The organism is Actinomadura sp. 3N508 (assembly GCF_044326375.1).
Classification (GTDB): domain Bacteria; phylum Actinomycetota; class Actinomycetes; order Streptosporangiales; family Streptosporangiaceae; genus Spirillospora.
The window spans coordinates 455,596-478,743 of record NZ_JBIRAX010000006.1 but is presented as its reverse complement, the minus strand read 5'-3'; the positions used below and the strand labels follow the sequence as shown (position 1 = coordinate 478,743).

Annotated in this window: 25 protein-coding genes; 11 read left to right on the top strand and 14 right to left on the bottom strand. The window is 74.1% G+C overall.

From position 1 onward, the window contains the following. The first annotated feature begins 1 nt into the window (after position 1). Complete coding sequence (locus ACH34S_RS24075) at positions 2-748, top strand: polyprenol monophosphomannose synthase (protein WP_395955025.1); 747 nt, start codon at positions 2-4, stop codon at positions 746-748. Between the two features lie 102 nt (positions 749-850). Continuing rightward, on the top strand, positions 851-1,384 hold the full coding sequence (locus ACH34S_RS24070) for an FxsA family protein (protein ID WP_395955024.1): 534 nt from the start codon (positions 851-853) through the stop codon (positions 1,382-1,384). A gap of 16 nt (positions 1,385-1,400) precedes the next feature. Here the strand turns inward: ACH34S_RS24070 and ACH34S_RS24065 are convergent, their stop codons facing one another. Genes ACH34S_RS24065 through ACH34S_RS24055 form a run of 3 tightly spaced genes read right to left on the bottom strand, consistent with a single transcriptional unit; the run spans position 1,401 to position 4,632 of the window. Beyond that, positions 1,401-2,252 (bottom strand): ABC transporter permease, encoded by an 852-nt coding sequence (locus tag ACH34S_RS24065; RefSeq protein ID WP_395955023.1) that lies wholly within the window; start codon positions 2,250-2,252, stop codon positions 1,401-1,403. Further along, a complete protein-coding gene (locus ACH34S_RS24060) occupies positions 2,249-3,706 on the bottom strand; it encodes a hypothetical protein (RefSeq protein WP_395955022.1) in 1,458 nt (485 codons plus the stop codon). Before ACH34S_RS24060 ends, ACH34S_RS24065 begins: the two co-directional genes overlap by 4 nt. Further along, positions 3,703-4,632 (bottom strand): ATP-binding cassette domain-containing protein, encoded by a 930-nt coding sequence (locus ACH34S_RS24055; RefSeq protein ID WP_395955020.1) that lies wholly within the window; start codon positions 4,630-4,632, stop codon positions 3,703-3,705. The genes ACH34S_RS24060 and ACH34S_RS24055 overlap by 4 nt, the downstream gene beginning before the upstream one ends. 135 nt (positions 4,633-4,767) lie before the next feature. Here ACH34S_RS24055 and ACH34S_RS24050 point away from each other — a divergent pair, with 135 nt between their 5' ends. From ACH34S_RS24050 to rox, 3 genes are all read left to right on the top strand, one after another. Continuing rightward, a complete protein-coding gene (locus ACH34S_RS24050) occupies positions 4,768-5,814 on the top strand; it encodes a sensor histidine kinase (protein WP_395955018.1) in 1,047 nt (348 codons plus the stop codon). Beyond that, positions 5,811-6,491 carry a response regulator gene (locus ACH34S_RS24045; RefSeq protein ID WP_395955017.1) on the top strand — a complete coding sequence of 227 codons (681 nt, stop codon included), beginning with the start codon at positions 5,811-5,813 and terminating at the stop codon, positions 6,489-6,491. Before ACH34S_RS24050 ends, ACH34S_RS24045 begins: the two co-directional genes overlap by 4 nt. Before the next feature lie 206 nt (positions 6,492-6,697). Continuing rightward, positions 6,698-8,155, top strand: a complete 1,458-nt coding sequence (gene rox, locus ACH34S_RS24040; RefSeq protein WP_395955016.1) for a rifampin monooxygenase — start codon at positions 6,698-6,700, stop codon at positions 8,153-8,155. A gap of 46 nt (positions 8,156-8,201) precedes the next feature. On the opposite strand, the gene ACH34S_RS24035 is transcribed toward rox, so the two are convergent. The 3 genes from ACH34S_RS24035 to ACH34S_RS24025 all read right to left on the bottom strand — a co-directional run bounded on the left by ACH34S_RS24035 (position 8,202) and on the right by ACH34S_RS24025 (position 9,917). Then, positions 8,202-8,546: an RNA polymerase-binding protein RbpA gene (locus ACH34S_RS24035; RefSeq protein ID WP_024936496.1), complete on the bottom strand. Its 345-nt coding sequence runs from the start codon at positions 8,544-8,546 to the stop codon at positions 8,202-8,204. A gap of 175 nt (positions 8,547-8,721) precedes the next feature. Further along, positions 8,722-9,327, bottom strand: a complete 606-nt coding sequence (locus ACH34S_RS24030; protein ID WP_395955015.1) for an ATP-dependent Clp protease proteolytic subunit — start codon at positions 9,325-9,327, stop codon at positions 8,722-8,724. Beyond that, the gene (locus ACH34S_RS24025) at positions 9,324-9,917 is read right to left on the bottom strand and encodes a ClpP family protease (protein WP_395955090.1); all 594 of its coding nucleotides are present in this window, start codon (positions 9,915-9,917) and stop codon (positions 9,324-9,326) included. The genes ACH34S_RS24030 and ACH34S_RS24025 overlap by 4 nt, the downstream gene beginning before the upstream one ends. Before the next feature lie 173 nt (positions 9,918-10,090). On the opposite strand from ACH34S_RS24025, the gene ACH34S_RS24020 reads away from it, so the two are divergent. Next, entirely contained in the window at positions 10,091-10,357 is a 267-nt protein-coding gene (locus ACH34S_RS24020; protein WP_395955014.1) for a type II toxin-antitoxin system Phd/YefM family antitoxin, read from the top strand. A 46-nt stretch (positions 10,358-10,403) separates the two neighbouring features. Here the strand turns inward: ACH34S_RS24020 and ACH34S_RS24015 are convergent, their stop codons facing one another. Beyond that, on the bottom strand, positions 10,404-11,207 hold the full coding sequence (locus ACH34S_RS24015; protein WP_395955013.1) for a glycerophosphodiester phosphodiesterase: 804 nt from the start codon (positions 11,205-11,207) through the stop codon (positions 10,404-10,406). Positions 11,208-11,324: 117 nt separating this feature from the next. Here ACH34S_RS24015 and ACH34S_RS24010 point away from each other — a divergent pair, with 117 nt between their 5' ends. Next, entirely contained in the window at positions 11,325-11,546 is a 222-nt protein-coding gene (locus tag ACH34S_RS24010; protein ID WP_395955012.1) for an EF-hand domain-containing protein, read from the top strand. An 8-nt stretch (positions 11,547-11,554) separates the two neighbouring features. Here ACH34S_RS24010 and ACH34S_RS24005 read toward each other — a convergent pair whose 3' ends face one another. The 6 genes from ACH34S_RS24005 to ACH34S_RS23980 all read right to left on the bottom strand — a co-directional run bounded on the left by ACH34S_RS24005 (position 11,555) and on the right by ACH34S_RS23980 (position 17,826). After that, entirely contained in the window at positions 11,555-13,399 is a 1,845-nt protein-coding gene (locus ACH34S_RS24005) for an MFS transporter (protein ID WP_395955010.1), read from the bottom strand. 143 nt (positions 13,400-13,542) lie between these two features. After that, a complete protein-coding gene (locus ACH34S_RS24000; protein WP_395955009.1) occupies positions 13,543-14,106 on the bottom strand; it encodes a TrmH family RNA methyltransferase in 564 nt (187 codons plus the stop codon). Further along, positions 14,103-14,744, bottom strand: a complete 642-nt coding sequence (locus ACH34S_RS23995) for a class I SAM-dependent methyltransferase (RefSeq protein WP_395955007.1) — start codon at positions 14,742-14,744, stop codon at positions 14,103-14,105. Before ACH34S_RS23995 ends, ACH34S_RS24000 begins: the two co-directional genes overlap by 4 nt. Positions 14,745-14,765: 21 nt before the next feature. Then, positions 14,766-15,713: a VWA domain-containing protein gene (locus ACH34S_RS23990; RefSeq protein ID WP_395955005.1), complete on the bottom strand. Its 948-nt coding sequence runs from the start codon at positions 15,711-15,713 to the stop codon at positions 14,766-14,768. Further along, positions 15,710-16,813, bottom strand: coding sequence for a DUF58 domain-containing protein (locus ACH34S_RS23985; protein ID WP_395955004.1), 1,104 nt, complete (start codon positions 16,811-16,813; stop codon positions 15,710-15,712). The genes ACH34S_RS23990 and ACH34S_RS23985 overlap by 4 nt, the downstream gene beginning before the upstream one ends. After that, positions 16,810-17,826: an AAA family ATPase gene (locus tag ACH34S_RS23980; protein WP_395955003.1), complete on the bottom strand. Its 1,017-nt coding sequence runs from the start codon at positions 17,824-17,826 to the stop codon at positions 16,810-16,812. The genes ACH34S_RS23985 and ACH34S_RS23980 overlap by 4 nt, the downstream gene beginning before the upstream one ends. 826 nt (positions 17,827-18,652) lie before the next feature. Between ACH34S_RS23980 and ACH34S_RS23975 the strand changes: the two genes are divergently transcribed. The 3 genes from ACH34S_RS23975 to ACH34S_RS23965 all read left to right on the top strand — a co-directional run bounded on the left by ACH34S_RS23975 (position 18,653) and on the right by ACH34S_RS23965 (position 21,243). Beyond that, entirely contained in the window at positions 18,653-18,799 is a 147-nt protein-coding gene (locus ACH34S_RS23975) for a hypothetical protein (RefSeq protein WP_395955002.1), read from the top strand. A 91-nt stretch (positions 18,800-18,890) separates the two neighbouring features. Continuing rightward, positions 18,891-19,529, top strand: coding sequence for a LysE family translocator (locus ACH34S_RS23970; RefSeq protein WP_395955001.1), 639 nt, complete (start codon positions 18,891-18,893; stop codon positions 19,527-19,529). 67 nt (positions 19,530-19,596) lie between these two features. Then, a complete protein-coding gene (locus ACH34S_RS23965) occupies positions 19,597-21,243 on the top strand; it encodes a DUF885 domain-containing protein (RefSeq protein WP_395955000.1) in 1,647 nt (548 codons plus the stop codon). Positions 21,244-21,300: 57 nt separating this feature from the next. Here ACH34S_RS23965 and ACH34S_RS23960 read toward each other — a convergent pair whose 3' ends face one another. Next, positions 21,301-21,705 carry a hypothetical protein gene (locus ACH34S_RS23960; protein ID WP_395954999.1) on the bottom strand — a complete coding sequence of 135 codons (405 nt, stop codon included), beginning with the start codon at positions 21,703-21,705 and terminating at the stop codon, positions 21,301-21,303. Between the two features lie 658 nt (positions 21,706-22,363). Here ACH34S_RS23960 and erm point away from each other — a divergent pair. Then, positions 22,364-23,119: an ErmE/ErmH/ErmO/ErmR family 23S rRNA (adenine(2058)-N(6))-methyltransferase gene (gene erm / locus ACH34S_RS23955; RefSeq protein ID WP_395955089.1), complete on the top strand. Its 756-nt coding sequence runs from the start codon at positions 22,364-22,366 to the stop codon at positions 23,117-23,119. The last annotated feature ends 29 nt before the right edge of the window (positions 23,120-23,148 follow it).

The following is a 23,148-nucleotide window of genomic DNA, read 5'->3' as shown; positions in this document are numbered from 1 at the left end:
GATGGAGATCCCAGCCGGCCTCGGCAGGGTGCTCGTGATCATCCCGACCTACAACGAGCGGGACAACATCGAGCGCATCACCGGCCGGGTCCGCGAGGCCGTCCCGTCGGTGGACGTCCTGGTGGTCGACGACGCCAGCCCCGACGGCACCGGCGAGGCCGCCGACGCCCTGGCGGCCGCCGACGGGCAGATCAAGGTCCTGCACCGCGCCGGGAAGGACGGCCTCGGCCCCGCCTACATCGCCGGGTTCCGGTGGGCGGCCGAGCACGGCTACGACGTCATGGTCGAGATGGACGCCGACGGCTCCCACCAGCCCGAGGAACTGCCGCGGCTGCTCACCGCGCTGGAGGACGCCGACCTGGTCATCGGCGCCCGCTGGGTGCCCGGCGGCAAGGTCCGCAACTGGCCCAAGCGCCGCGAGGCGCTCTCGCGCGGCGCGAACACCTACGCGCGGGTCATGCTCGGTTTCCACCTGCACGACGCCACCGGCGGCTACCGCGCCTTCCGCGCCGCGACGCTCGACAAGATCGGCCTGGACGACGTCGATTCGCGCGGCTACTGCTTCCAGATCGACCTGGCGCTGCGGGCCGTCCGCAAGGGCCTGCGCGTCGTGGAGGTCCCGATCACGTTCGTGGAGCGCGTCCACGGCACCAGCAAGATGAGCCGCGACGTCATGGCCGAGGCGGCGCTGCGGATCACCCAGTGGGGCGTGTCCGACCGCACCCGCAAGCGCCGCCCGCCCCGCTGACCTTTGCCGGCCCCTCCGCCGCCCGCGCGCCGGGGAAACGTTCGGGGGTGTCGCGGCGTTGTACGGGGGAGAGGGATTTCCCCGCGACCCGAAGATGGAGCCATGCTGCCGCTGCTACTGGTCCTGGCGTTCCTGGTGATGCCCGTCCTGGAGATCTACGTGATCATCCAGGTGGGCGGGGTGATCGGCGCCTGGCCCACGGTCGGGCTGCTGGTCGCCGAGAGCCTGCTCGGCGGCTGGATCGTGCGCCGCGAGGGCCGCCGCGCCTGGCGGGCCCTGGAGGAGGCGCTGCGGCGCGGCGTCATGCCCGACCGGGAACTCGCCGACGCCGCGCTGGTCATGGCCGGGGGAGTGCTGCTGCTGACACCCGGGTTCGTCACCGACGTGTTCGGGTTCGCGTTCGTCCTGCCGTTCACCCGGCCGCTGGTGCGGCGCGTCCTGTCGCGGTACGCGTCGCGGCGGATGCGCGCCGCCGAAGACCGGGCGAGGGCCCGGGCGGCGTTCCCGCCCGGCTTCGCCGCCGGGTTCGACCCGTTCGGGGGGCGCGGGCCCGGCCCCGGCCGCGTCGAGACCCCGCCGGGACCGGTCGTCCGCGGCGAGGTCATCGACGAGGACGACCACCCGTCCCGCACCTGACGCGCCCGGCCGGGCGTCAGGCGTCGCGGGCGGTGAACAGGACCGCGCCGGCCAGCATCGCCGCCGCCGCGTACCCGGCCATCACGGCGAGGCCCGGCCACGGCCCGATCGGCAGGCGCTCCAGGCCCCGCGTCGCCTGGACGGCCAGCCCCGCCGGCATCGGCGCGTACTTCTCCAGCCGGTCCCGCCACGTCTCGTCGCCGACGAACCGGACCACGATCGGGACGATCCACAGCAGCGCCAGCACCGCCGTGATCGCCGTCGCCTGCTCCCGGACCGCCGTCCCCACCCCGAGCGCCAGCAGCGCCACCAGCACCAGGTACAGGACGGTCCCGAACGCGGCCCGCGCCGTGGCGCCGTCCAGCGGTGACAGCGGCGGGTACCCGTTCGCGGCGGTGAACCCGTTGCCGGCCAGCAGGCCCCGCCCGGCCGCCAGCGAGGCCAGCACCCCCGCCGTCCCGGCGGCGGCGACGGCGCCCGCGACCACGGCGGCCTTCGCGGCCAGCACCGTCCCGCGCCGCGGCACCGCCGCCAGCGTCGCGCCGATCGTCCCCGCCGCGTACTCGCTCCCGACCGCCAGGACCCCGAGGACGACCGCCGCGACCTGCCCCAGCTGGACGCCCGACAGCGCCAGCTTCGGCGTGTCCTCCCGGCAGCCGGCGGGGCTCGTGCAGTGCGAGGTGTCCACGGCCCCGGTCACCGCCGCGCCGACCGCGACGGTCAGCCCGGCCAGCGCCAGCAGCAGCCATCCGGTGGAGGGCACCGTCCGCAGCTTCGTCCACTCCGCCCGCACCGCGCGTGCCGCCTCGATCATGCGTCCTGCCCGCGGGGGGACGACCCCCAGCGCGCCCCGGTTCGCCACGCTCATGCGTCGCGCCTCCTGACCTGCCACACCGCGGCGGCCATCGCCGCCGCCGCGTACGCGCACAGCACCCCGAACCCGGCCCAGGGGCCGATCGCGCGGTCGAACCGCTCGACGGTCTGCTGGATCGCGAACCCGGCCGCCGGGGTGAGCCGCTCCAGCCACCGCGCCGCCGACAGCGGCAGCCCGGTCGCCACGATCTGCGGCAGCAGCAGGATCATCAGCACGATCGTGATCGCGGGCGCGCTGCGCCGCACGAGCACCGCGACGGCCAGCGCGAACACCGCGACGACGGCCAGCAGCGCCGCCGTGCCGAGCACCGCGCGCAGCACGGCGCCGTCCGAGAGCGGCGGCGGCGAGAGCCCGTTCGAGCGTTGCAGCGGCGCGGCCAGCAGCACCGCGCCGAACGCCGCGGCCAGCCCCGCCGCGAGCGAGGCCAGCCCGGCGACGACCGCCTTGGCGGCCAGTACCCGGCCGCGGCGCGGCGTCGCGGCGAACGTCGTCCGCAGCATCCCGTGCCGGTACTCGGAGGTGACGAACAGCACCGCGAGCGCGACGATCGCCGCCTGCCCGATCAGCACGCCGGTGAGGGTGGTCCGGGTGTCGTCGTCGGCGAACGCGTTCGGGCCGATGTCGCCCGAGCCGCTCAGCGTGAACGTCCCGCCGGAGTGGGTGCGGCCGTCGGTGCCGGGGTCGCGGGCGGGCCCGCCCGGCGCTCCGCGGTCCCGCCACTGCGCGCCCGGCGGCGCGGGCGACACCGACACGTGGTCGAATGTGGCGCGGGTGTCGCGCGGCTGCCCGTCGACGCTCTCCCCGCCGAACGCCCGCCGCACCTTGACCTCGTCGGGGACGGCGACGAACATCCCGGCCAGCGCGGACGGCGGCAGCCCGTCCAGCCGCACCGACCCGACGCGGTCCCAGCCGCGGCCGTCCGCCGACGCGTACCCGGTCACGGTCGTGCCCGCCCGGGTCAGCTTCAGCCAGCGCGGCGCCGTCGCTGTGCCGCCGCCCGCGCCGTCGCCCTTGTAGCCGGTCTGCAGCCGGACGCCGTGCCCCGGCGTCACCATCAGCGCCGCGTACGGGGTGGCGCGCTCCGCGTTCCCCCTGATCATGAGGCCGGCCTTCGCCCAGTCGTCGCCGCCCTGCTGGGCGGTGACGCGCGCGATGATCGACCCGTCCCCGGCGAGCGGCAGGTAGGTGTAGTGCCCGAGGTCGATGATCTGCCGCCGGGCGGGGTCGGCCGGCTCGCCGCCGCCCGCGCCGCTGGACTGGCTGCCCGTGGCCGTCAGCAGCGCCACCAGGACCGTCACCACGACCGCCGCGAGCAGGGTCAGCATCCAGCGCGGGACGGTCCGCAGTTTGATCCACTCGGCGATCAGCAGCCGCCCGAACCCGTCGCGCGCCTCCGCCTGGACGGTGCTGCGGTACGGCTCCGTGGTGGCGGGTCCGGTGGAGGTCATGAGGCCTCCCGCCCGGCCGCGGCCTGGAACTCCACCGCGTCCTTGGTCAGCTCCATGTACGCCTCCTCCAATGTCGCCCGGTGCTCGGCGATGCCGGTGAACGCCACTCCGGCCTCGGTGAGCAGCGCGATGATCCCCTTCGCGGGCAGGCCCGTGACGGTCACCGCGTCCCGCCCGGTCGCGGTGACGGTGGCGCCCGCGCGCGCGAGCACGGTCATCGCCTCCTGCCGCCGGTCGGTGCGCAGCTCGACCCGCCCGGCGGACGCGGCGTCCAGCAGGTCCTGGACGCCGGTGTCGGCGATCAGCCGGCCCCGGCCGATCACCACCAGATGGTCGGCGCCGCCTTCCAGCTCGCTCATCAGGTGGCTGGAGACCAGCACCGCCCGGCCCTCGGCGGCCAGCGACCGCAGCAGCCGCCGCATCCACGCGATGCCCTCGGGGTCCAGGCCGTTGATCGGCTCGTCGAACATCAGCGCGGGCGGGTCGCCGAGCAGCGCCGCCGCGATCCCGAGCCGCTGCCGCATGCCGAGCGAGAACCCGCCGGCGCGCCGCCGCGCCGCGCTTCCCAGCCCCGCCAGCTCGATCACCTCGTCCACCCGCCGGGCCGGTAGCCCGTTGGCGTGCGCGAGCCACCGCAGATGGTCGCGGGCCCGGCGCGCCGGGTGCACGGCGGAGGCGTCCAGCATCGTGCCGAGGCGGCACAGCGGCGTCCGCAGCGACCGGTAGGGCTTCCCGCCGATCAGCGCGGTGCCCGCGTCGGGCCGGTCCAGGCCCATGATCATCCGCATGGTGGTGGACTTGCCGGCGCCGTTGGGGCCGACGAACCCGGTGACCTGCCCGGGGGCGGCGGTGAACGACAGGTCGTCCACGGCGAGGGTCGGCCCGAACCGCTTGCGCAGGCCTCGCACTTCGATGGTTGCGTCCATGTTCCGGGAGGTTACGGACCCGCGCGGCGGCGTGGCGTCCCGCCGGGGAGCCGTTTCCGGCGGCGGGACGCGGGGGAGGCGCGTCCCTCTGGGGAGGGACGCCGCCGCGCCGCCGTCCACGCCACAATGGCCTGCGTGGGGCGCAGCGGCACGGGGCGGGGCGGCGGGCACGGGACGTGGTGGCCGGGCCTGTCACCTGCGCGCGTGTGGCCGGTCGCCGGGGGCCTGCTGGCGCTGGCGGGGACGGCCGAGGCGGTGCTGCGCACCGGCGGGCGGCCGGGGGCGCTGCTGCCGCTGGCCATCGTGGTGGACGTGTGCGCGACGCTCCCGCTCGTCCTGGCCCGCGACCGCGGCACCGCCGCCGCCGTCGCGATCACCGTCGCGGCGCCGGCCGCGTGCGTCCTGCACCGCGGGGCGGGGGTCGCGGCCCTCGTCGCGCTCGTGACGGTCTGGTCCGTGCTGATCCGCCGCCGGGTGCTGCGCCGCCGCGCCGACGCCGCCGCGCTGGACGCCTCCCGCCGCGCGTTCGAGTCCACGCTGCTGGAGCACACCGCGCGGGGCGAGCGCGCCCGCATCGCCCGCGAGCTGCACGACGTCGTCGCCCACCACATCTCGATGATCTCCGTCCAGGCCGAGACGGCGCGGCTGGCCGTGCCCGGCATGCCGGACGAGGGCGCCGCGCGGCTGCTGGCCATCGGCGACACCGCCCGGACCGCCCTCACCGAGATGCGGCGGCTGCTCGGCGTGCTGCGCGAGGACGCCGGCACCGAGCCCACCCGCCGCCCCCAGCCCGGCCTGCAGCAGCTCCTGGACCTGATCGACGAGACCCGCGCCGCCGGCGCCGCCGGCGTCCGGCTGATCGTCCGCGGCGGCGTCGCCGTCCTGGACCCGGGGGTGGAGCTGGCCGCCTACCGGATCGTCCAGGAGGCCCTCACCAACGCCCGCCGGCACGCGCCCGGCGCCGCCGTGGACGTGGACGTCGACTACGCGCCCGGGGTGCTGCGCGTCAGCGTCCGCGACAACGGCCCGGGACCGGCGGCGCGCGGCGCGGGCCCGGCGGGGCACGGCCTGCTCGGCATGCGCGAACGCGCCGCGGCCGTCGGCGGCGACCTGCGCACCGGCCCCGGCCCGGTCGGTGGGTTCCTGGTCGAGGCGACGCTGCCGACGGCGGTGCAAGCATGACGGTGCGCGTGGTCGTCGCCGACGATCAGGAGGTGGTCCGCGCCGGGTTCGGGGCGCTGCTCGGCACCCAGCCCGACCTGGCCGTCGTCGGCACCGCCGCCGACGGCGCCGCCGCGGTCCGCGCCTGCGCCGCGCACCGGCCCGACGTCGTGCTGATGGACGTGCGGATGCCCGTCATGGACGGCATCGAGGCCACCCGCCGCATCGCCGCCGCCCCGGACGCCCCGCGGATCCTGATGCTCACCACCTTCGACCTGGACGAGCACGTCTACGACGCGCTCGTCGCCGGGGCCAGCGGGTTCCTGCTCAAGGACGTCACCGCCGAGCGGCTGTTCGACGCCGTGCGGATCGTCGCGGCGGGGGAGGCGCTGCTCGCACCGGCCGTCACCCGCCGCCTGATCGGGGAGTTCGCCCGGCTCCGGCCGCGCCCGCCGGCACCTCCCGCCGGCGGCCCGGGCAGCGGCCTGGAGGTGCTGACGCCCCGCGAGACCGACGTGCTCCGCCTGGTCGCCGAGGGCCTCGCCAACGCCGAGATCGCGGCGCGGCTCGTGGTGGGGGAGGAGACGGTCAAGACCCACGTCAGCCGCATCCTGCGCAAGCTGGGGCTGCGCGACCGCGTCCAGGCCGTCGTGGCCGCCTACGAGAGCGGCCTCGTCCGCCCCCGATCGGGCCGCTGACCGCCCCGCCGGGAGCAGCGGAAAGGGTTGGACGGCCAATGCCGGGGCCGGTAGCCTGCGGTTCACCGTGACACCGCCCGAGGAGGTGAGACCCATGAACGCTGCATCGACGTGGGTGCTCCCCCTTCCCGTCACGGCCGGGCGATCGACTTAGGTGTCCGCCGGGAGCGCCGCACCACCAAGGCACTCCCGAAAGGCAGACACCAATGCACTCTCCGCATGCCCCCGGCGGGCGCGACACGTTCGACGTGATCATCGCCGGCTGCGGGCCGGCCGGCGCGACGCTGGCCGCCGAACTGCGCCTGCACGATGTGCGCGTCCTCGTCCTGGAAAAGGAGACCGAGCCCGCGTCGTTCGTCCGCATCGTCGGCCTGCACATCCGCAGCCTCGAACTGATGGCCATGCGCGGCCTGCTGGACCGCATCGCCGAACACGGAAGGCGCCGTCCGGCCGCCGGATTCTTCGCCGCCATCGCCAAACCCGCGCCCAGGAACCTGGACTCCGCGCACGCCTATCTGCTGGGCATCCCGCAGCCGGTCATCGTCGGCCTGCTCGAAGAGCACGCCGCCGGCCTGGGCGCGCAGATCCGCCACGGCCGCACGGTGACCGGTTTCGAGCAGGACGCCGGCGGCGTGACCGTCGACCTGGCCGGCGGCGAGCGGCTGCGCGCGCGCTACCTCGTCGGCTGTGACGGCGCCCGCAGCACGGTCCGCAAACTGCTCGGCGTCGGCTTCCCCGGCGAACCCTCGCGCACCGAGACGCTGATGGGCGAGATGGAAGTGGGCGCCCCACCGGAGGAGGTCGCCGCCAAGGTGGCCGAAATCAGCCAGACCCACAAGCGGTTCTGGCTCCGGCCCTTCGGCGCGGGGATCTACAGCGTGGTCGTCCCCGCCGCCGGAGTCGCCGGCCGCGCCGGACCGCCCACCCTCGAGGACTTCAAGCACCGGCTGCGCGCCATCGCCGGAACGGATTTCGGTGTTCACTCCCCGCGCTGGCTGTCGCGCTTCGGCGACGCCACCCGGCTCGCCGGACGCTACCGGGACGGGCGGGTGCTGCTGGCCGGCGACGCGGCGCACATCCACCCGCCCATCGGCGGCCAGGGCCTCAATCTGGGCGTCCAGGACGCGTTCAACCTCGGCTGGAAGCTGGCCGCCCAGATCCGCGGCTGGGCGCCGGACGCCCTCCTGGACACCTACCAGGCCGAACGCCGCCCGGTCGCCGCCGACGTCCTCGACAACACCCGCGCCCAGATGGAACTGCTGGCCCCCGAACCGGGCCCGCGGGCCGTGCGCAGGCTGCTCACCGAACTGATGGACTTCGAGGAGGTGAACCGCCATCTGATGGAGAAGATCACCGCGATCGGCGTCCGCTACGACCTGGGCGAGGGCCCCGACCTGCTCGGCCGCCGCCTGCGCGACGTCGACCTGGCACAGGGCCGCCTCTACGACCGGCTCCACCACGGCCGCGGCCTCGTACTGGACCGCACCGGACGCCTGACCCCGGGGGCCTGGTCCGACCGGGTCGACCACCTGGCCGACCCCGCCGCGGCGCTGGACGCCCCGTGCGTCCTGCTGCGCCCCGACGGACACGTCGCGTGGGCCGGCGACGATCAGCAGGACCTGGACGCCCACCTCACCCGCTGGTTCGGCGAGCCCGCCGCCTGACGTCGCCCGGACATGGGTCGGGCCCGTGCCGGTGATCGTCAGCCGCTCACGCGGACTTCCTGCGCCCGGCGCGCAGGATCTCCAGTCGCTCCGCCAGGACCTCCTCAAGATCTTCGAGCGTTCTGCGCTCCATGAGCATGTCCCAGTGCGTGCGCGGCGGCTTGCCTTTCTTCGCTTGCGGCAGTTCCCCGTCGACCCGCAGGGCCGTGGCGCCGCAGTTGCGGCATTCCCAGGTCATCGGCACCTCGGCCTCGGCGGCGAGCGTCACGGTGAACCGGTGGCCCTTCGTGCAGGTGTAGTCCACCTCTTGTCGAGGGGCCAGATCGGTGTTGCGATCGTTCTCGTAGCTCGTCGCTCCGAGTCGGGTGCCGCGAAGTGCGCGCTCGGCCATCGTCACGTGCCTCCCAGACGGCTTGCGGTCTTGCCCTGACCAACGCTGAATCCCACGACAAGATTCCCCGGGCCACGATGATCCAACCCTGCCGATTGCGTCCGCACCGGGCCGCGCCCCTGTGCCGGCCCTATGACGACCCTGCTCCGCCCCCTGTCAGGCCCCTGCGCGGGCTTCAGCGGCGCGACGTGAGGACCTCGTCGATCAGCCCGTAGTCCTTGGCCTCGGCGGCGGTGAAGTACCGCTCGCGGTCCAGGTCCCGGCGGACGGTCTCGGGGTCCCTCCCGGTCGCTTCCGCCAGGATCGCCTCGGTCTGCGCCCGCAGCCGCAGCACCTCCCGCGCCTGGATGTCCAGGTCGGTGGTGTGGCCGCGGGCGACCTCGATCGCCGGCTCGTGCAGCAGGATCCGCGCGCCGGTCAGCGCCGCCCGCCGGCCCGGCGACCCGGCCGCGAGCAGGACCGCCGCCGCCGACCCGGCCTGCCCGACGCACGTGGTCTCGATCGGCGGCCGGACGTGGCGCATCGTGTCGCAGATCGCCAGCATCGAGGTCAGCGACCCGCCCGGCGAGTTGATGTAGAGGGCGATGGGCCGGTCGGGGTCCATGCCCTCCAGCGCCAGCAGCTGCGCGGTGACGTCGTTGGCGCTGATGTCGTCGATCGGCGCGCCGAGGAACACGATCCGGTCCTCGAAGAGCTTGTTGTAGGGGTCGGTGTTCTTGCGCCCGTAGGTGGTCTGCTCCTCGAACTCGGGGACGAGGTAGCGCCGTTCCGCCCGTGTCATGTGCCCACCCGGTCGGTGCTGTCGATGACGTGGTCGACGAAACCGTAGTCGCGCGCCTGCTCGGCGGTGAACCACGCGTCGCGGTCGCCGTCGGCCTGGATCCGCTCCAGCGGCTGCCCGGTGTGGAACGCCGTCCGCTCCGCCAGGGTCCGCTTGAGGTACAGCGACTGCTCGGCCTGGATCTTGATGTCGGACGCGGTGCCGCCGATCCCGCCGTGCGGCTGGTGCATCATCACGCGCGCGTGCCGCAGCGCGTACCGCTTGCCCGGCGTCCCGGCGCACAGCAGCGTCTGTCCCATGGACGCGGCCATGCCCATCGCGACGGTGGATATGTCGTTCGGGACGAACTGCATCATGTCGTAGATCGCCATCCCGGCGTCGACGACCCCGCCGGGGGAGTTGATGTAGATCGTGATGTCGCGCCGCGCGTCCTGCGCCGCGAGGAGCAGCAGCTGCCCGTTGACGCGGTTGGCCAGCCCGTCGTCGATCTCGGTCCCGATGAACACGATCCGCTGCGCGAGCAGCCGCTCGAACAGCTGCGCGTCCGCCAGGATCGGCGCCTCGGCCACCTTGGCGTACGTCCTGCCCACGAACGTCTCCGCCCGCCGCTCCACGTCCCAGCGTCCCGGTTCCCCGTTCACGCGTCCTCCTCGAATCTGTACAGAACGTACGCTACGTACGTGTGAACGCTAGCTTGGACGGAACGAGGTGACCAGGGGTGAACGCGGCGTTTCGCTATACGATGAAAAACGTGGATGTTCCGGTGACCGAAGCACGTGCCGAGTTCGCGGACCTGGTGAACCGGGTCGCCTACACCGGCGAGCCCGTCAAGCTGACGCGGCGGGGACGGGTGATGGCCGCGCTGGTCTCCCCGGAAGATCTGGAGCTTCTGGAGATGATCAGGTCGCGGCGCCTCGACCTGACCCAGGCCGCGGCGCAGGCCGCGGCCCAGCCCGCCGACCGTTCACAGCCCCCGCCCTCACCGCTCCGCATCGCGGCCGAGCACCGTCCTCCCGGTTTCAGCCGCTGAGAATCGCCTCTCCCTCGGGAGGGGCACATGCGTTGCGATCTCGCCGTCAGGGGGTGGCGGGGCCGGGCCATTGGTCGCGGGCGGTCATGACGTCGCGGAGGGTGATGAGCTCGTCGGTCATGATGCCGTCGACGCCGAGGTCCAGGAGGCGTTCCATGGCGGCGCGGTCGTTGACCGTCCAGGCGTGGACCTGCAGGCCCAGCTCGTGGGCGCGGGCGATGAACGACTCGGTGACGAAGGGGAGCCGGCCCAGGCCGTAGGGGACCTGGGCGCAGGCCACGCCGGTGGCGGCCAGGCGGATGAGTTTGCCGGCCGGGCCGCCGTAGGACTTGGCGCGCAGCGCCATCACGCCGCGGGGGCCCAGCGCCGTGCAGACGTCGCGGTCGGTGAACAGGGGCAGCCGGGCGCGCATCTGCGCCAGCCGGCGGGTGGAGAAGGACGTGATGCACACCCGGTGCCAGGCGTTCGTGCGGTGCAGCGCCGCGGCGAGGGGGCCGATGACCGGGGCGTCCTTGAGGTCGATGTTGACGCGCGCGTCGGGGAACGAGCCGAGCAGCTCCTCCAGGCGGGGGATGGGCTCGGCGCCGCCGATGCGGGCCTTGGCGACCTCGGCGTAGGGGAGCCGGGCGATGGTGCCCTTGCGGTCGGTGACGCGGTCGAGGGTGCGGTCGTGGAAGGCGACGACGACGCCGTCGGCGGTGGCGTGCGCGTCGGTCTCCAGGTAGCGGTAGCCGAGGTCGACGGCGCGCTGGAAGGCGGCCATGGAGTTCTCCGGCCGTCCGCCGGCGCCGCCGCGGTGGGCGAAGGGGATCGGGCCGGGGTGGTCGAGGAACTCGTACGAGCGGCGCACCCGTCCGATTATGGCCGACCCGCCCGGCACCCTTGACCTTACTGCGTAAAGGCGCCGGGCGGGTCGCGGCCGATGCTACGGTCGGCGGCGGCAACCGATCACCGAGGGAGCAGGCCGATGGCGGACGTGAACGACTACCGGGCGACGTTCGAGCTCGTGGACGTCGACGGCGACGGGTACATCTCGACCGCCGAGCTGAAGAACCTCATGAGCAAGCTCGGGCAGGACATCACCGGCACGCGCGCGGTGGAGGTGGTCGTGGCCGCCGACGCCAACGGCGACGGCAAGATCTCGCTGGAGGAGTTCACGGCGCTGATGGAGCGCACCTCCGGCCTCTGACGGCGGGGTCAGGCCGCCGGGGAGCGGCGGACCTTGACGGTGCTGTCGGTGCGGTGCATGACGCGCCCGTCGGGGGCGGTCTGGACGCGGTCGTGCTCGGCGCTGTAGAGGACGTCCCACTCGCCGTCCGGGAGCCGCAGGGACGCCAGGACCTCGGCGGCGGTGGGCAGGTGCGCCTCGGGGAAGGCGTCTGGGTCCCACGGCGGGGGCCCGGAGTGGCCGACGATGAGCAGGGTGCCGCCGGGGGCGACGGCCGCGGCGGCGGCGCGCAGGACCGGCTCGCGCGGCAGGCCCTCGTCGGGGAAGTGCAGGAACGCGGCGGAGACCAGGTCGTAGGTGCCTTCGGGGAACGACACGCCCAGGTCGTGCTGCTGGAAGTCGATGCGGTCGGCGACGCCGGCGGTCTCGGCGTGGCGGGCGGCGCGTTCGAGGGCGATACCGGAGATGTCGGTGGCGGTGACGTGCCAGCCGCGCTGGGCGAGCCAGATCGCGTCGCCGCCCTCGCCGCAGCCGAGGTCCAGGGCGGTGCCGGGTTCCAGGTCGGAGGTCTCCTGCACGAGCATCTGGTTGGGGTCGCCGCTCCAGAGGTGGTCGTGCTCGGCGTAGCGGCTGTCCCAGTATTCCCGGCGGTCGGTGGTGTCGTCCATGCTCCGATGGTGGACCGGGGCGGGCTCGTCCTGCGAATCCTGTTGCGGTTTCGGCAAACACAGGAGCAGTGCCGGGGCGAGGGCGGCCGGGGCGGCGGCGAGGGCGTAGCAGAGCGGCAGGGGCAGCGCGTCCAGGAACACGCCGGTCGCGGCGGACCCGGCGGAGACGCCGAGGTTGACCGAGGTGCTGATCCACGCCACGGCGCGGGTGCGGGCGGCGGCCGGGGTGGCGGCGTCGGTGATCAGGAACGCGGTGGTGAAGGTGGGGCCGACGAACAGCCCGACGGTGAAGGCCGCCGCGGCCAGGACGGCGACGGAGGGGGCGAGCCCGGCCGCGGCGAGCAGGAGCCCGAGCGGGCAGAGCAGGGCGGCGAGGCGGCCGCGGCCCGGCTGTGACCTGCCGAGGGCGCCGTAGGCGAGGCCGCCGAGGGTGCTGCCGGCGGCGATCGCGGCCTCGACCCAGGCGACCGCCGCGGGCTGGTGGTGCCGTTCGGTGAAGGCGACGGCGAGGAGCCCGGTGGAGCCGAGCGCGAAGCCGGTGGCCGCGGCGGCGACGGCGGGAACGGGCGCGAAGGCGCGGACGCGGGGCCCGCGAGGGCGGCGTGCGGGCGGGTTCGGCGGCACGGCCGGGGAGGCGGCGACGCCGAGGACCCCCGCGGTGATCAGGGCGGCGCTGACGGCGATGCCGAGGGAGGGGGACGCGAGCGCGGCGAGCAGCCCGGCGAGGAGCGGGCCGGTGACGAAGACGAGTTCCTCGGAGACGGTGTCGAGGCTGTAGGCGCGGCGGATCAGCGCGGCGTCGGGCAGGATGCCGCGCCAGAGCGTCCGCATGACGACGCCGATCGGGGGCGCGCAGGCGCCGGCGGCGATGGACACGGCCGCCAGCAGCGGCAGGGGCGCGCCGGGGCGCCAGGTGAGGACGGCCAGGACGGTGAGCAGCGCGGCGTACGCGCCGGTCATCGGGGGCAGGACGCGGCGTGCGCCGTGCCGGTCGATGAGCGTGGCGCGCAGCGGTGACAGGGCGGCGCCGGTGAGCCCGTGCGCGGCCATCAGCGCGCCCGCGCGGGTGTAGGAGCCGGTGGAGGCGGTGAACGCCAGGGTCAGGGACAGGAAGACCGTCCCGTAGGAGAGGCGTCCGAGCAGGGCGAGGGTGAAGGTGCGCAGGGCGTGCGGGGCGCGCAGGACGGCGGCGTACGACGCGGTCACGGATGTGTTCCTCAGGAAGGCCCACGCGAGGGGCGGGTTACGGGGACGCCGATGCCGCCGGTGTTGTCTCGGCGGCGCGCGGCGGTCTACCCGTGGGTGAGGAACTGCACGGGGTCAGCGTAGCGCGGTGGAGTGGTCCGGGGTCAGGTGGTCCAGTCGCGGCGGCGGGCCTCGGCGAGGGCGATGGCGGTGGCGACGGCGACGTTGAGGGAGCCGACGCGTCCGAGCTGGGGGATGTAGGTCACGGCGTCGGCGGCGGCCAGGAGGGCGGGGGAGCAGCCGTGGTCCTCGCCGCCTACGGCGAGGCAGACGTCGCCGTCCAGGGGCGCCTCGTGCAGGGGGACGGCGTCGGTGGTGAGCTCGACGGCGACCAGGCGCAGGCCCTCCTTGCGGATGGCCGCGGCTGCCTCGGCGGGGGTGCCGGCGTGCTCCCAGGGGACGAGGCGGGCTGTGCCGAGGGCGGTCTTGTCGACGGCCTTGTGGGTGGGGGGTGTGGCGTTCCCGGCGAGCCAGAGGTGGTCGACGCCGAACACGGCGGCGCTGCGGATGATCGAGCCGATGTTGAACGGCTGGGTGACCGATTCGACGAGCAGGCCGAGGCGGGCGTCGGTGCGGCGGCGCCAGTCGCGGTTGAGGCGCTTGACGTCGGTGCCGCGCAGCTGCCTGCGTCCCTGGGCGGGGGTCTGGGGGCGGTCGGGGCCGCTCATCGGGTGTGGCCTTCCGTGCTGCCGGTTTCGGTGGTGGTCCGGGTGCGGGGTGCGACGCGCAGGACGCGGTAGGCGGAGCGGGAGGCGATCCGCTCGGTGGGGTGGCCCTGGGCGTCCAGCCACCGCTGCAGGGAGTCGGAGCCGAGGTGTTTCTGGACGACGAGGTGGGCGCGGCCGGTGGGGGTGAGGCGGGGGAGCCAGGTGAGGAGGAGGTCGTGCAGGGCGGCCTTGCCGATGCGGATCGGGGGGTTGGACCAGATCGCGGCGAAGCGGAGGCCGGGGTCGAGGTCGTCCGCCAAGATGAACCTTACATTGTCAAGGCCGGCGGTGTTGGCATTCCTCTCGGCGAGTTCCAAGGCTCGCCGGTTAACGTCCACGCCCCAAACTCTCGCCTGGGAGGAACGGGTCGCGAGGGTGAGGGCGATGGGGCCGTACCCGCAGCCGAGGTCGAGCAGGTCGCCGTCCTTCGGTGGTGGGGGGACGGTCTCCAGCAGCACGCGGGTGCCGGGGTCGACGCGGTCGGGGGAGAACACGCCGCTGTCGGTGTCCAGGCGCAGGTGCAGGTCGGGCAGGACGAGATCGACGGTGCGGCGGCGGCTCGCGGTGCCCGGCCGTTCGGCGAAGTAGTGTTCCCCCACGTCGGCGAACCGTATCAGCGGTCAGGGCAGGCGCGAGAACCAGGCGAGGGAGGCGCCGCCGGCGGCGAGCGCGAACAGCAGCGCGATGCCGGTGTAGCGGGCGGCGACGTCGCGGTGCTCGGTCCTGAAGCCGAGGCTGGTGCCGATGTTGGCGTAGACGTCGCGGAGCTCGCCGGAGTCTTCGGCCTCGTAGGCCTTGCCCTTGGTGCTGTCGGCCAGGGCGCGCAAAGTCTCCTTGTTGACCGAGACGCTGGTGGTCTCGCCCTCGATGTCGACGGTGCCGTAGGGGGTGCCGAAGGCGATGGTGGAGACGGGGACGTTCGCGGCGCGGCTGGCGTCGATGGCCTCCTGGACGGAGCGTCCGGTGGTGTTGTCCCCGTCGGACAGCAGGACGATGTGGGCGGGCGGCGGGTCCTGGCTGGCTTCGGCGTCGAAGGACCGGACGGCCTGGAGGCTGGTGAAGACGGCTTCGCCGATGGCGGTGCGCTTGGCCAGGACGAGCTGGTCGATGGAGGCGACGGCGGCGTCGCGGTCGGCGGTGGGGGCGGCGATGAGGTTGGCGTTGCCGGCGAAGGCGACGACGCCGACGTTGAAGCGCGGGGGGAGGTCGTCGATGAACTTCTTGGCGGCGGATTTGGCGGCGTCGAAGCGGCTGGGTGGGACGTCCCTGGCCATCATGGACAGGGAGACGTCGATGGCGACGAGGATGGTGGCGCGGTCGCGGGGGACCTTGACGGAGTCGGCGGGCCGGGCGAATCCGATCATCATGAGGGTGATCATGATGAGGAAGAGGGTGGCGGCGACGTGCCGGCGCCAGCCGGGGCGGCGGGGTGCGATCTGGGAGAGCAGGGCGAGGTTGGTGAAGCGGACGGCGTGCCGTCCGCGGCGCAGTTGCAGCAGGATGTAGACGGCGGCCAGGGCGGGCAGGACGCCGAGGAGCCAGAGGCGTTCGGGTGACAGGAAGGTCATGGGCGCGCTCCCGCGGTGGTGGCTTCCGGTCCGCCGGTCCCCGCCCGCCGCCGTCCGGCGGACGGGCTCCGCTCGGATCTGCCGGCGGCGCGGCGCTGGCGGAGGGCGAAGCGGGCGATGTCGGCGATCCAGTCGCGGTCGGTGCGCAGGACGAGGTGGTGGGCGCCGCTGCGGCGGAGGGCGGCGCGGGTGTGGTCGCGTTGCGCGGCGGCGGCCGCGGCGTAGCGTTCGCGGACGCGGCGGTTGAGGACGATCTCGTGGACGGTGCCGGTTTCGGGGTCGGTCATCTCGACGAGGCCGACGTCGGGGAGGTCGAGTTCGCGGGGGTCGATGATCTCGATGGCGAGGACCTGGTGGCGGGCGGTGAGGCGGCGGAGGGGGCGTTCCCAGTCGGGCCGTCCGTGGGGTGCGCCGTGTTCTGTGCCGTCTAGGAGGCCGTCGTGGGTGCCGTCGGGGGCGAGGAAGTCGGAGATGACGACGCGGAGGCCGCGGCGGGTCTGGCCGCGGTCGAGGGCGGTGATGGCGGCGGCGAGGTCGCGCTGGGGTGCGGTGCCGGCGCGTCCGGGGCTTGGGCCGGGGCTGGTGCGGGGGGCGCCGTCGTGGACGGATTGGGCGTCCAGGGCGGCTTGGAGGAGGGCGTAGAGGGCGGCTTTGCCGGTGCGGGCGGGCCAGCGGCGCATGCCGTCGGTGTGGAGGAGGTAGGCGCCGGCGCGGTCGCCGAGGCGGACGGTGAGGAAGCCGACGGCGGCGAGGGCGGCGACGGCGAGGTCGCGTTTGATCATGGTGGCGGTGCCGAAGTCCATGCTGGGGGTGAGGTCGAGGAGGGCCCAGCATTCGAGTTCGTGGTCGGCGATGAGGTCGCGGACGTGGGGGGTGGTGGTGCGGGCGGTGACGGCCCAGTCCATGTGGCGGACGTCGTCCTCGCCGGGCTGGTAGAGGCGGGCTTCGGCGAGTTCGGTGCCGGGGCCGGGGAGCAGGCCGAGGTGTTCGCCGTTGAGGAGGCCGTCGAGGCGGCGGGTGACCTGGAGTTCGAGGCGGCGCAGGGTGCGTTCGGGGGCGAGGTGGGCGAGTTTCCCGCTGCGCCTGCGGGGCGCGCTCATGCGGTGGTCACCGCGGCGGAGCCGTGGTTCCAGACGACGCGGGGCGGGGGGACGGCGGTGATGATCTGGTTGACGACGTCGGCGGCGTGGACGCCGTCGGCGAGGGCGTCGAAGGTGAGGACGAGGCGGTGGGCGATGACGTCGCGGGCGACGGCGCGGACGTCGTCGGGCAGGACGTAGTCGCGTCCGGAGACGAGGGCGAGGGCGCGGGCGGTGGCGGCGAGGCCGAGGGTGGCGCGGGGGCTGGCGCCGATGTCGATGACGCCGCGCAGGTCGGGGAGGCGGTACTGGTCGGGTTCGCGGGTGGCCATGACGAGCCGGACGATGTAGTCGGCGATGAGTTCGTGGACGGAGACCTCTTCGGCGGCGCGCTGGAGGCCGGCGAGGCGTCCGGTGTCGAGGATCTGGGCGGCTTCGGGTGGGTCGACGCTCATGCGCTGGAGGATCTGGAGTTCCTCGTGGGCGGCGGGGTGGTGGACGTCGATCTTCATGAGGAAGCGGTCGCGCTGGGCTTCGGGGAGGGGGTAGACGCCTTCGGATTCGATGGGGTTCTGGGTGGCGAGGACGATGAAGGGGGTGGGGAGGGGGTAGGTGTTGCCGCCGAGGGAGACCTGGCGTTCGGCCATGACCTCCAGGAGGGCGGACTGGACTTTGGCGGGGGCGCGGTTGATCTCGTCGGCGAGGACGAAGTTGACGAAGACGGGGCCGAGTTCGACGTCGAACTGTTCGGTGGAGGGGTGGTAGATGCGGGTGCCGACGATGTCGGAGGGGACGAGGTCGGGGGTGAACTGGAGGCGGGCGAAGGTGCCGCCGACGACGTGGGCGAGGGTGTCGACGGCGAGGGTCTTGGCGACGCCGGGGACGCCTTCGACGAGGCAGTGGCCGCGGGCGAGGAGCGCGACGATCATGCGTTCGACCATGTGCTCCTGGCCGACGATGACCTTTTTGACTTCGGCGAGCGTGGTCTGCAGGAGGGCCGCGGCCTCGTCGACGTCGGTGGCGGCGATGGTCATGTGGGATTGCCTCACTGTCCCTTGGGTGCCGGGCTGGGCGCGTTTCGACCCTACGCGATCGCTTGTACCCGTTCACGGGGGATACGTGCGTGGTGCGGGTGATCGGTTCGGGGGCGTGTCGTGGTGGTTGGTGGGTGTTCCTGGTGCGTGGGGCGGGGTTGGCGGTGGGTGTGGGCGGGGGTGCGGGGCGGTCGTGGAGCCGATCGTAGGGCGTGGTTGTTAGGGTTGCGGCCATGTCGAGGCCGTTGCCACCGGGTGATCCTGATCGGCTGGGTCCGTTCCGGTTGTCGGCGCGTTTGTCGGAGTCGGCCGCCGGGATCGTGTTCCTGGGGGTGGACGGTGCGGGGCGGCGCGCGAGTGTGGCGGTGCTGAACCGGGGTGCGGCGGAGGACGCGGCGGCGCGGGATCGGTTCCGTGCGGCGATCAACGCGGCGGTGCCGTCGCCGGGTCCGGGGCCGGGTTCGGGTGGTGGGGTGCCGGGGCCGGGTGATCCGGCGCCGGTGGTGGCGGCGCAGCCGGATGGGCCGGCGCCGTGGGTGGCGACGTCGTATGAGGCGGATCGTGCGGGTGCGGAGCGGTTTCTGGAGCCGGTGGTGTTCCAGGGGCCGGGGCGTGGGCGGTGGGGTGGGCGGCGGCGTGGGCCGCAGTTCCAGCCGTATTGGCTGGGGTCTGCGGAGCCGGCGTTGGAGCGTCCGGTGGCGCCGCCGGGGGCGGTGGGTCCGGGTCCGGTGGGGGATCGTGCGCCGCAGCGGAGTCTGGTGGGGACGTTGTTGACGCTGGCGGCGGGGTTGCTGCTGCTGGCGTTGCTGATGGGGGTGTTGTTCGCGTGTCAGCCGGAGGCGAAGGAGCCGCCGCCTCCGCCGCCGGAGCCGACGCCGTCGATTCCGACGCCGTCGCGTACGCCGACGTCGCCGTCTCCGGTTCCGACGCCGACGCCGTCGGGTCCGACCGGGACGCCGACGGATCCGGGTGACGGCCCGCCGTTGTGACCCGTCCCGCCGCTCGTATGGGGCGGGTGGTGGAAAGGGTTTGCGGTGGGGTGCGGGGGTGGTCAGCATGGGGGGATGCTGGAGAGTCTGATCGCTTTCGCGGGTGCGGCGGTGCTGATCGCGATGGCGCCGGGGCCGAGCACGGTCGTGATCATGCGGGAGTCGATGCGGTCGGGGCGGCGTGGCGGGCTGGCGGCGGTGCTGGGGAACGAGACGGGGGTGCTGGTGTGGGGTGTGGCGGCGGCGGTGGGGTTGTCGGCGTTGCTGGCGGCGTCGCGGCTGGCGTATGACGGGCTGCGGGTGGCGGGTGCGGTGGTGCTGGTGTGGTTCGGGGCGCGGGCGCTGTGGCAGGCCCGTCGGGGCGGCTCGGGTGGCTCGGTTGAGGTGGAGGCTGAGGGGGCGGGTGGCGGTTTTTCGTGGTCGCGGTGTTACCGGCTGGGCCTGGTGACCAATTTCGCCAATCCGAAAGCCGGGGTGTTCGCGGTTTCCTTTCTTCCGCAGTTCGTGCCGGAGGGGTCGCCGGTTCCGGTGGTGCTGGTGGGGTTCTCGGTGCTGTGGGCGCTGATCGATCTGGCCTGGTACGCGGTGGTGGTGTGGCTGGTGGGGGCGGCGCGGCGGGTGCTGGAGCGTCCGGTGGTGCGGCGGCGGCTGGATCAGGTGTCGGGGGTGGTGCTGGTGGGCCTGGGTGTGCGGCTGGCGGCCGAAACACGTTGATCGGCCCGCCGCTTTGGCACATTTTCATGATCGCGTCTAGGGGTGCGTTGGCCGTAGCCTGGGGCCCGTGACGGCACTGGATGACCTCGCAGACCGGTATGTGGACGAGTTCGCCTCGCTTGACCCGTGTCTTGCGGCCTTGATGGGGATCGCGGGGCAGGACGCGCGGCTGACCGATTACGGTCCGGATGCGGCGCAGGCGCGGGTGGATCTGGCGCGGCGGACGCTGGCGGAGCTGGCGCGGACTCCGGTGGAGGGTGACGCGGGGCGGATCGCGGCGGCGGTGTTGCGGGAGCGGCTCGAGGTCGAGGTGGCGTTGGACGAGGCGGGCGTCCTGGAGGGGGCGCTGGACACCATCGACGGGCCCGTGCAGCGGATCTTCCGGGCGGTGGAGCTGCTGGATCAGGGCGCGGCGACCGACTGGGACGCCGCGCACGACCGGTTGCGGGCGCTGCCGTCGGCGCTGGCGGGGTTGCGGGTGTCGCTGGAGCGGGCGTGTGCGCGGGGGCGGGTGGCGGCGCGGCGGCAGGTGGTGCGGAACGCGCGGGAGTGTTCGGACGTGCCGGTGTATCTGGCGGAGCTGGCGGCGCGGTACGGGGAGGGGCCGCTGCGGGCGGGGCTGGACGGGGCGGTGCGGGCTGCGTCGGCGGCGCTGGTGGAGTTCGCGGGGTTCCTGACCGGTGAGCTGGCGGTGCGGGCGCCGGAGCGGGACGCGCTGGGCGCGGACCGGTACCGGCTGGGGGTGCGGGACTTCCTGGGCACGGATCTGGATCTTGAGGAGACGTACGCGTGGGGCTGGGAGGAGCTGGCGCGGATCCAGGCGGAGATGGCGGAGGAGGCGGCGCGGATCCTGCCGGGTGAGCCGTTGCCGGCGGTGCTGGCTGCGCTGGACGCCGATCCGGCGCACCGGATCAAGGGTGCGGAGTCGTTCCGCAAGTGGATCCAGGAGCTGGCGGACCGGGCGATCGCGGATCTGGACGGGGTGCATTTCGACATTCCGGCGCCGCTGCGGACGATCGACTGCCGGATCCCGCCGGTGGAGTCGGGGATCTACTATCTGGCGCCGGCGGAGGATCTGTCGCGGCCGGGGACGGTGTGGTGGACGGTGGAGGACCCGTCCGGGGACATCGTGACGTGGACGGTCCCGTCGACGATGTTCCACGAGGGCGCGCCGGGGCACCATCTGCAGCTGGGCGTGACGACGCTGAACCCGGTGCTGAACCGGTTCCAGCGGGTGTCGAGCGAGCTGTTCCCGGGCCATTGCGAGGGGTGGGGCCTGTACGCGGAGCGGCTGATGGACGAGCTGGGGCATTACCGGGATCCGGCGCACCGGCTGGGGATGCTGGCGGGTGGTCAGCAGTTCCGTGCGGCGCGGGTGATCCTGGACATCGGGATGCATCTGGAGTTGAAGATCCCGGCGGGGACGGGGTTCCACGAGGGCGAGCGGTGGACGCCGGAGCTGGGGTTCGAGTTCCTGCGGGCGCACAAGGGCCCCGATCCCGATTCGGTGGTGGCGTTCGAGATCGACCGGTATCTGGGGCGTCCGGCGCAGGCGATCGCCTACAAGCTGGGGGAGAAGATCTGGCTGGAGGCGCGGGAGGCGGCGCGGCGGCGGGACGGTGCGGCGTTCGACCTGAAGGACTTCCACCGGCGGGCGCTGGATCTGGGCCCGATGGGCCTGGACCTGCTGCGCACCGAACTGGCCCGCCCCTGAGATTTCTGGCTCCCGCCGCGGGACCAGATAGGGGCTAGGCAGAGGCCAGGCAGAGGGTCAGACGGGTTCGGAGGGGCCGAGGTGGCTCCGCGCGGCGCGGGCTGCCTGCGCGGGTGTGGCGTCGACACCGCTCTCGCGGAGCCAGCGGCGCGCCTTGCGCCATTGCCGTTCGCTGGCCTGCTTCGGCGGGCCGGTCGTGTCGTCCTCCGCACCGTTGCTGGTGCCGTTGTGGGTGCCGTTGTGCGCGGCGGCCGGGGTTCCCGCGGGCGTGCCGGGCGGGGTGTCGGCGGTGGTGCTGGAGCTGCCGACGTGACCGGCGCGTTCGTCTCCGGGGTCGACGATCTGCTTCTCGTAGTGCGGTGGCCAGCGCAGCAGCATCCGGCGGCCGCAGGTGGGGCAGGCCCATTCCTCAAGCCCGGACTCGTCGATCCGGACCATCCGCATCTCGTGCGTCCCGTACACGATGTGGCCTCCTCGACCTCGGCGCGGGGGTTCCGGTTCCGGGGGGTTTGGTTGTGGGATTGTGATTGCCCACGCCAAGGGGGTTAAACGGGATGGCGAACGACCTTTAAGGTCCGGTCACGTCCCGGCCGGGAAAACCTTTTGGGGCGGGCCCGAACCCGGCGCTACGATGGCGCGCATGTCAGGTATGACGAAGAGCGCGGCCCGGGTGGTCGTCTCCGTGGCCGTGTACGTCCGGCTGCGTGAGCGTCGCCCCGCCCTGGACCGCGCGGCGCGCACCGGCGCCTGACCTTTCCCGCGGGCCCGCCGAGACGTCTCGGGCGCCCGCCGAGCGCCGTTGAGCCGGCGCTCCCCTGTGATCCGGCACGGCCTGTTCCCTGGCCTGATTCACGGTGTGTCTCTGCTTGCGGTGTCCAGGGCCTACGTGCGTCCGCCGACCATCTTCGGGCGGGCCCGCCGGGCACCGGTCACGCGCTGCGCGCTTTCCCCGGGGTGAGCCCGGGGCCGGGGCCTGTCCCGTCCGGCCCGCCGAGGCCGCAAGCCGAGGACACCCACCGTGACCCCAAGGCCCCGAAACACCCTGAACAGCCGGAACACTCGGAACGCTCAAGACACCGCCCGGACGGGGCGGGGCGCGCGCGGGAGGGCGCGCCGCGAGCTGTCACAGAACTTCATCGCCGACCCCGGCGTCATCGCCCGCTACGCCCGCGCCGTCGGGTCCGGGCCGGGTGGGCTGGTGGTGGAGGCCGGTGCGGGCGATGGCCGGGTCACCGTCGCGCTGGCCGCCCGCGCCCGCCGCGTCATCGCCTACGAGATCGACCCGGTGCTGGCGGGCCGGCTCGCCGAGCGCTGCGGTGACCTGCCGAACGTGCGCTGCGTGACCGGCGATTTCCTGGCCGCGCGGCCGCCGCGCGGGCCGTTCCACCTGGCCGGGAACATCCCGTACTCGGTGACGTCCCGGATCGTGGCGTGGGCGCTGGAGGCGCCCGGCCTGGCGTCGGCGACGCTGGTGACGCAGCTGGAGTACGCGCGCAAGCGCACCGGCGACTACGGGCGGTGGAGCCGGCTGACGGTGCGGACGTGGCCGGAGTTCTCCTGGCGGCTGGGCGCCCGCATCCCCCGGGACCGGTTCCGTCCCGTCCCGCGCGTGGACTCGGCGGTGCTGCGCCTGGACCGCCGCGCCCGGCCGCTGCTGCCGCCCGCGGCGATGGACGACTACGTCCGGTGCGTGGAGGTGGGGTTCGGCGGGGTGGGCGGCACCCTGCGCGCCTCGCTGCGCCGGGCGTATCCGGCGGCGCGGGTGGAGGCGGCGTTGCGTGCGGCGGGGGTGCCGCGCGAGGCCGTCGTCGCGTTCGTGCATCCCGACCGGTGGGTGGCGCTGGCGCGCGTCCTGCACGACCACGGCCCGCCCTGAGGCCGGCCGTCGCCGCGCCGCGCCCTGGG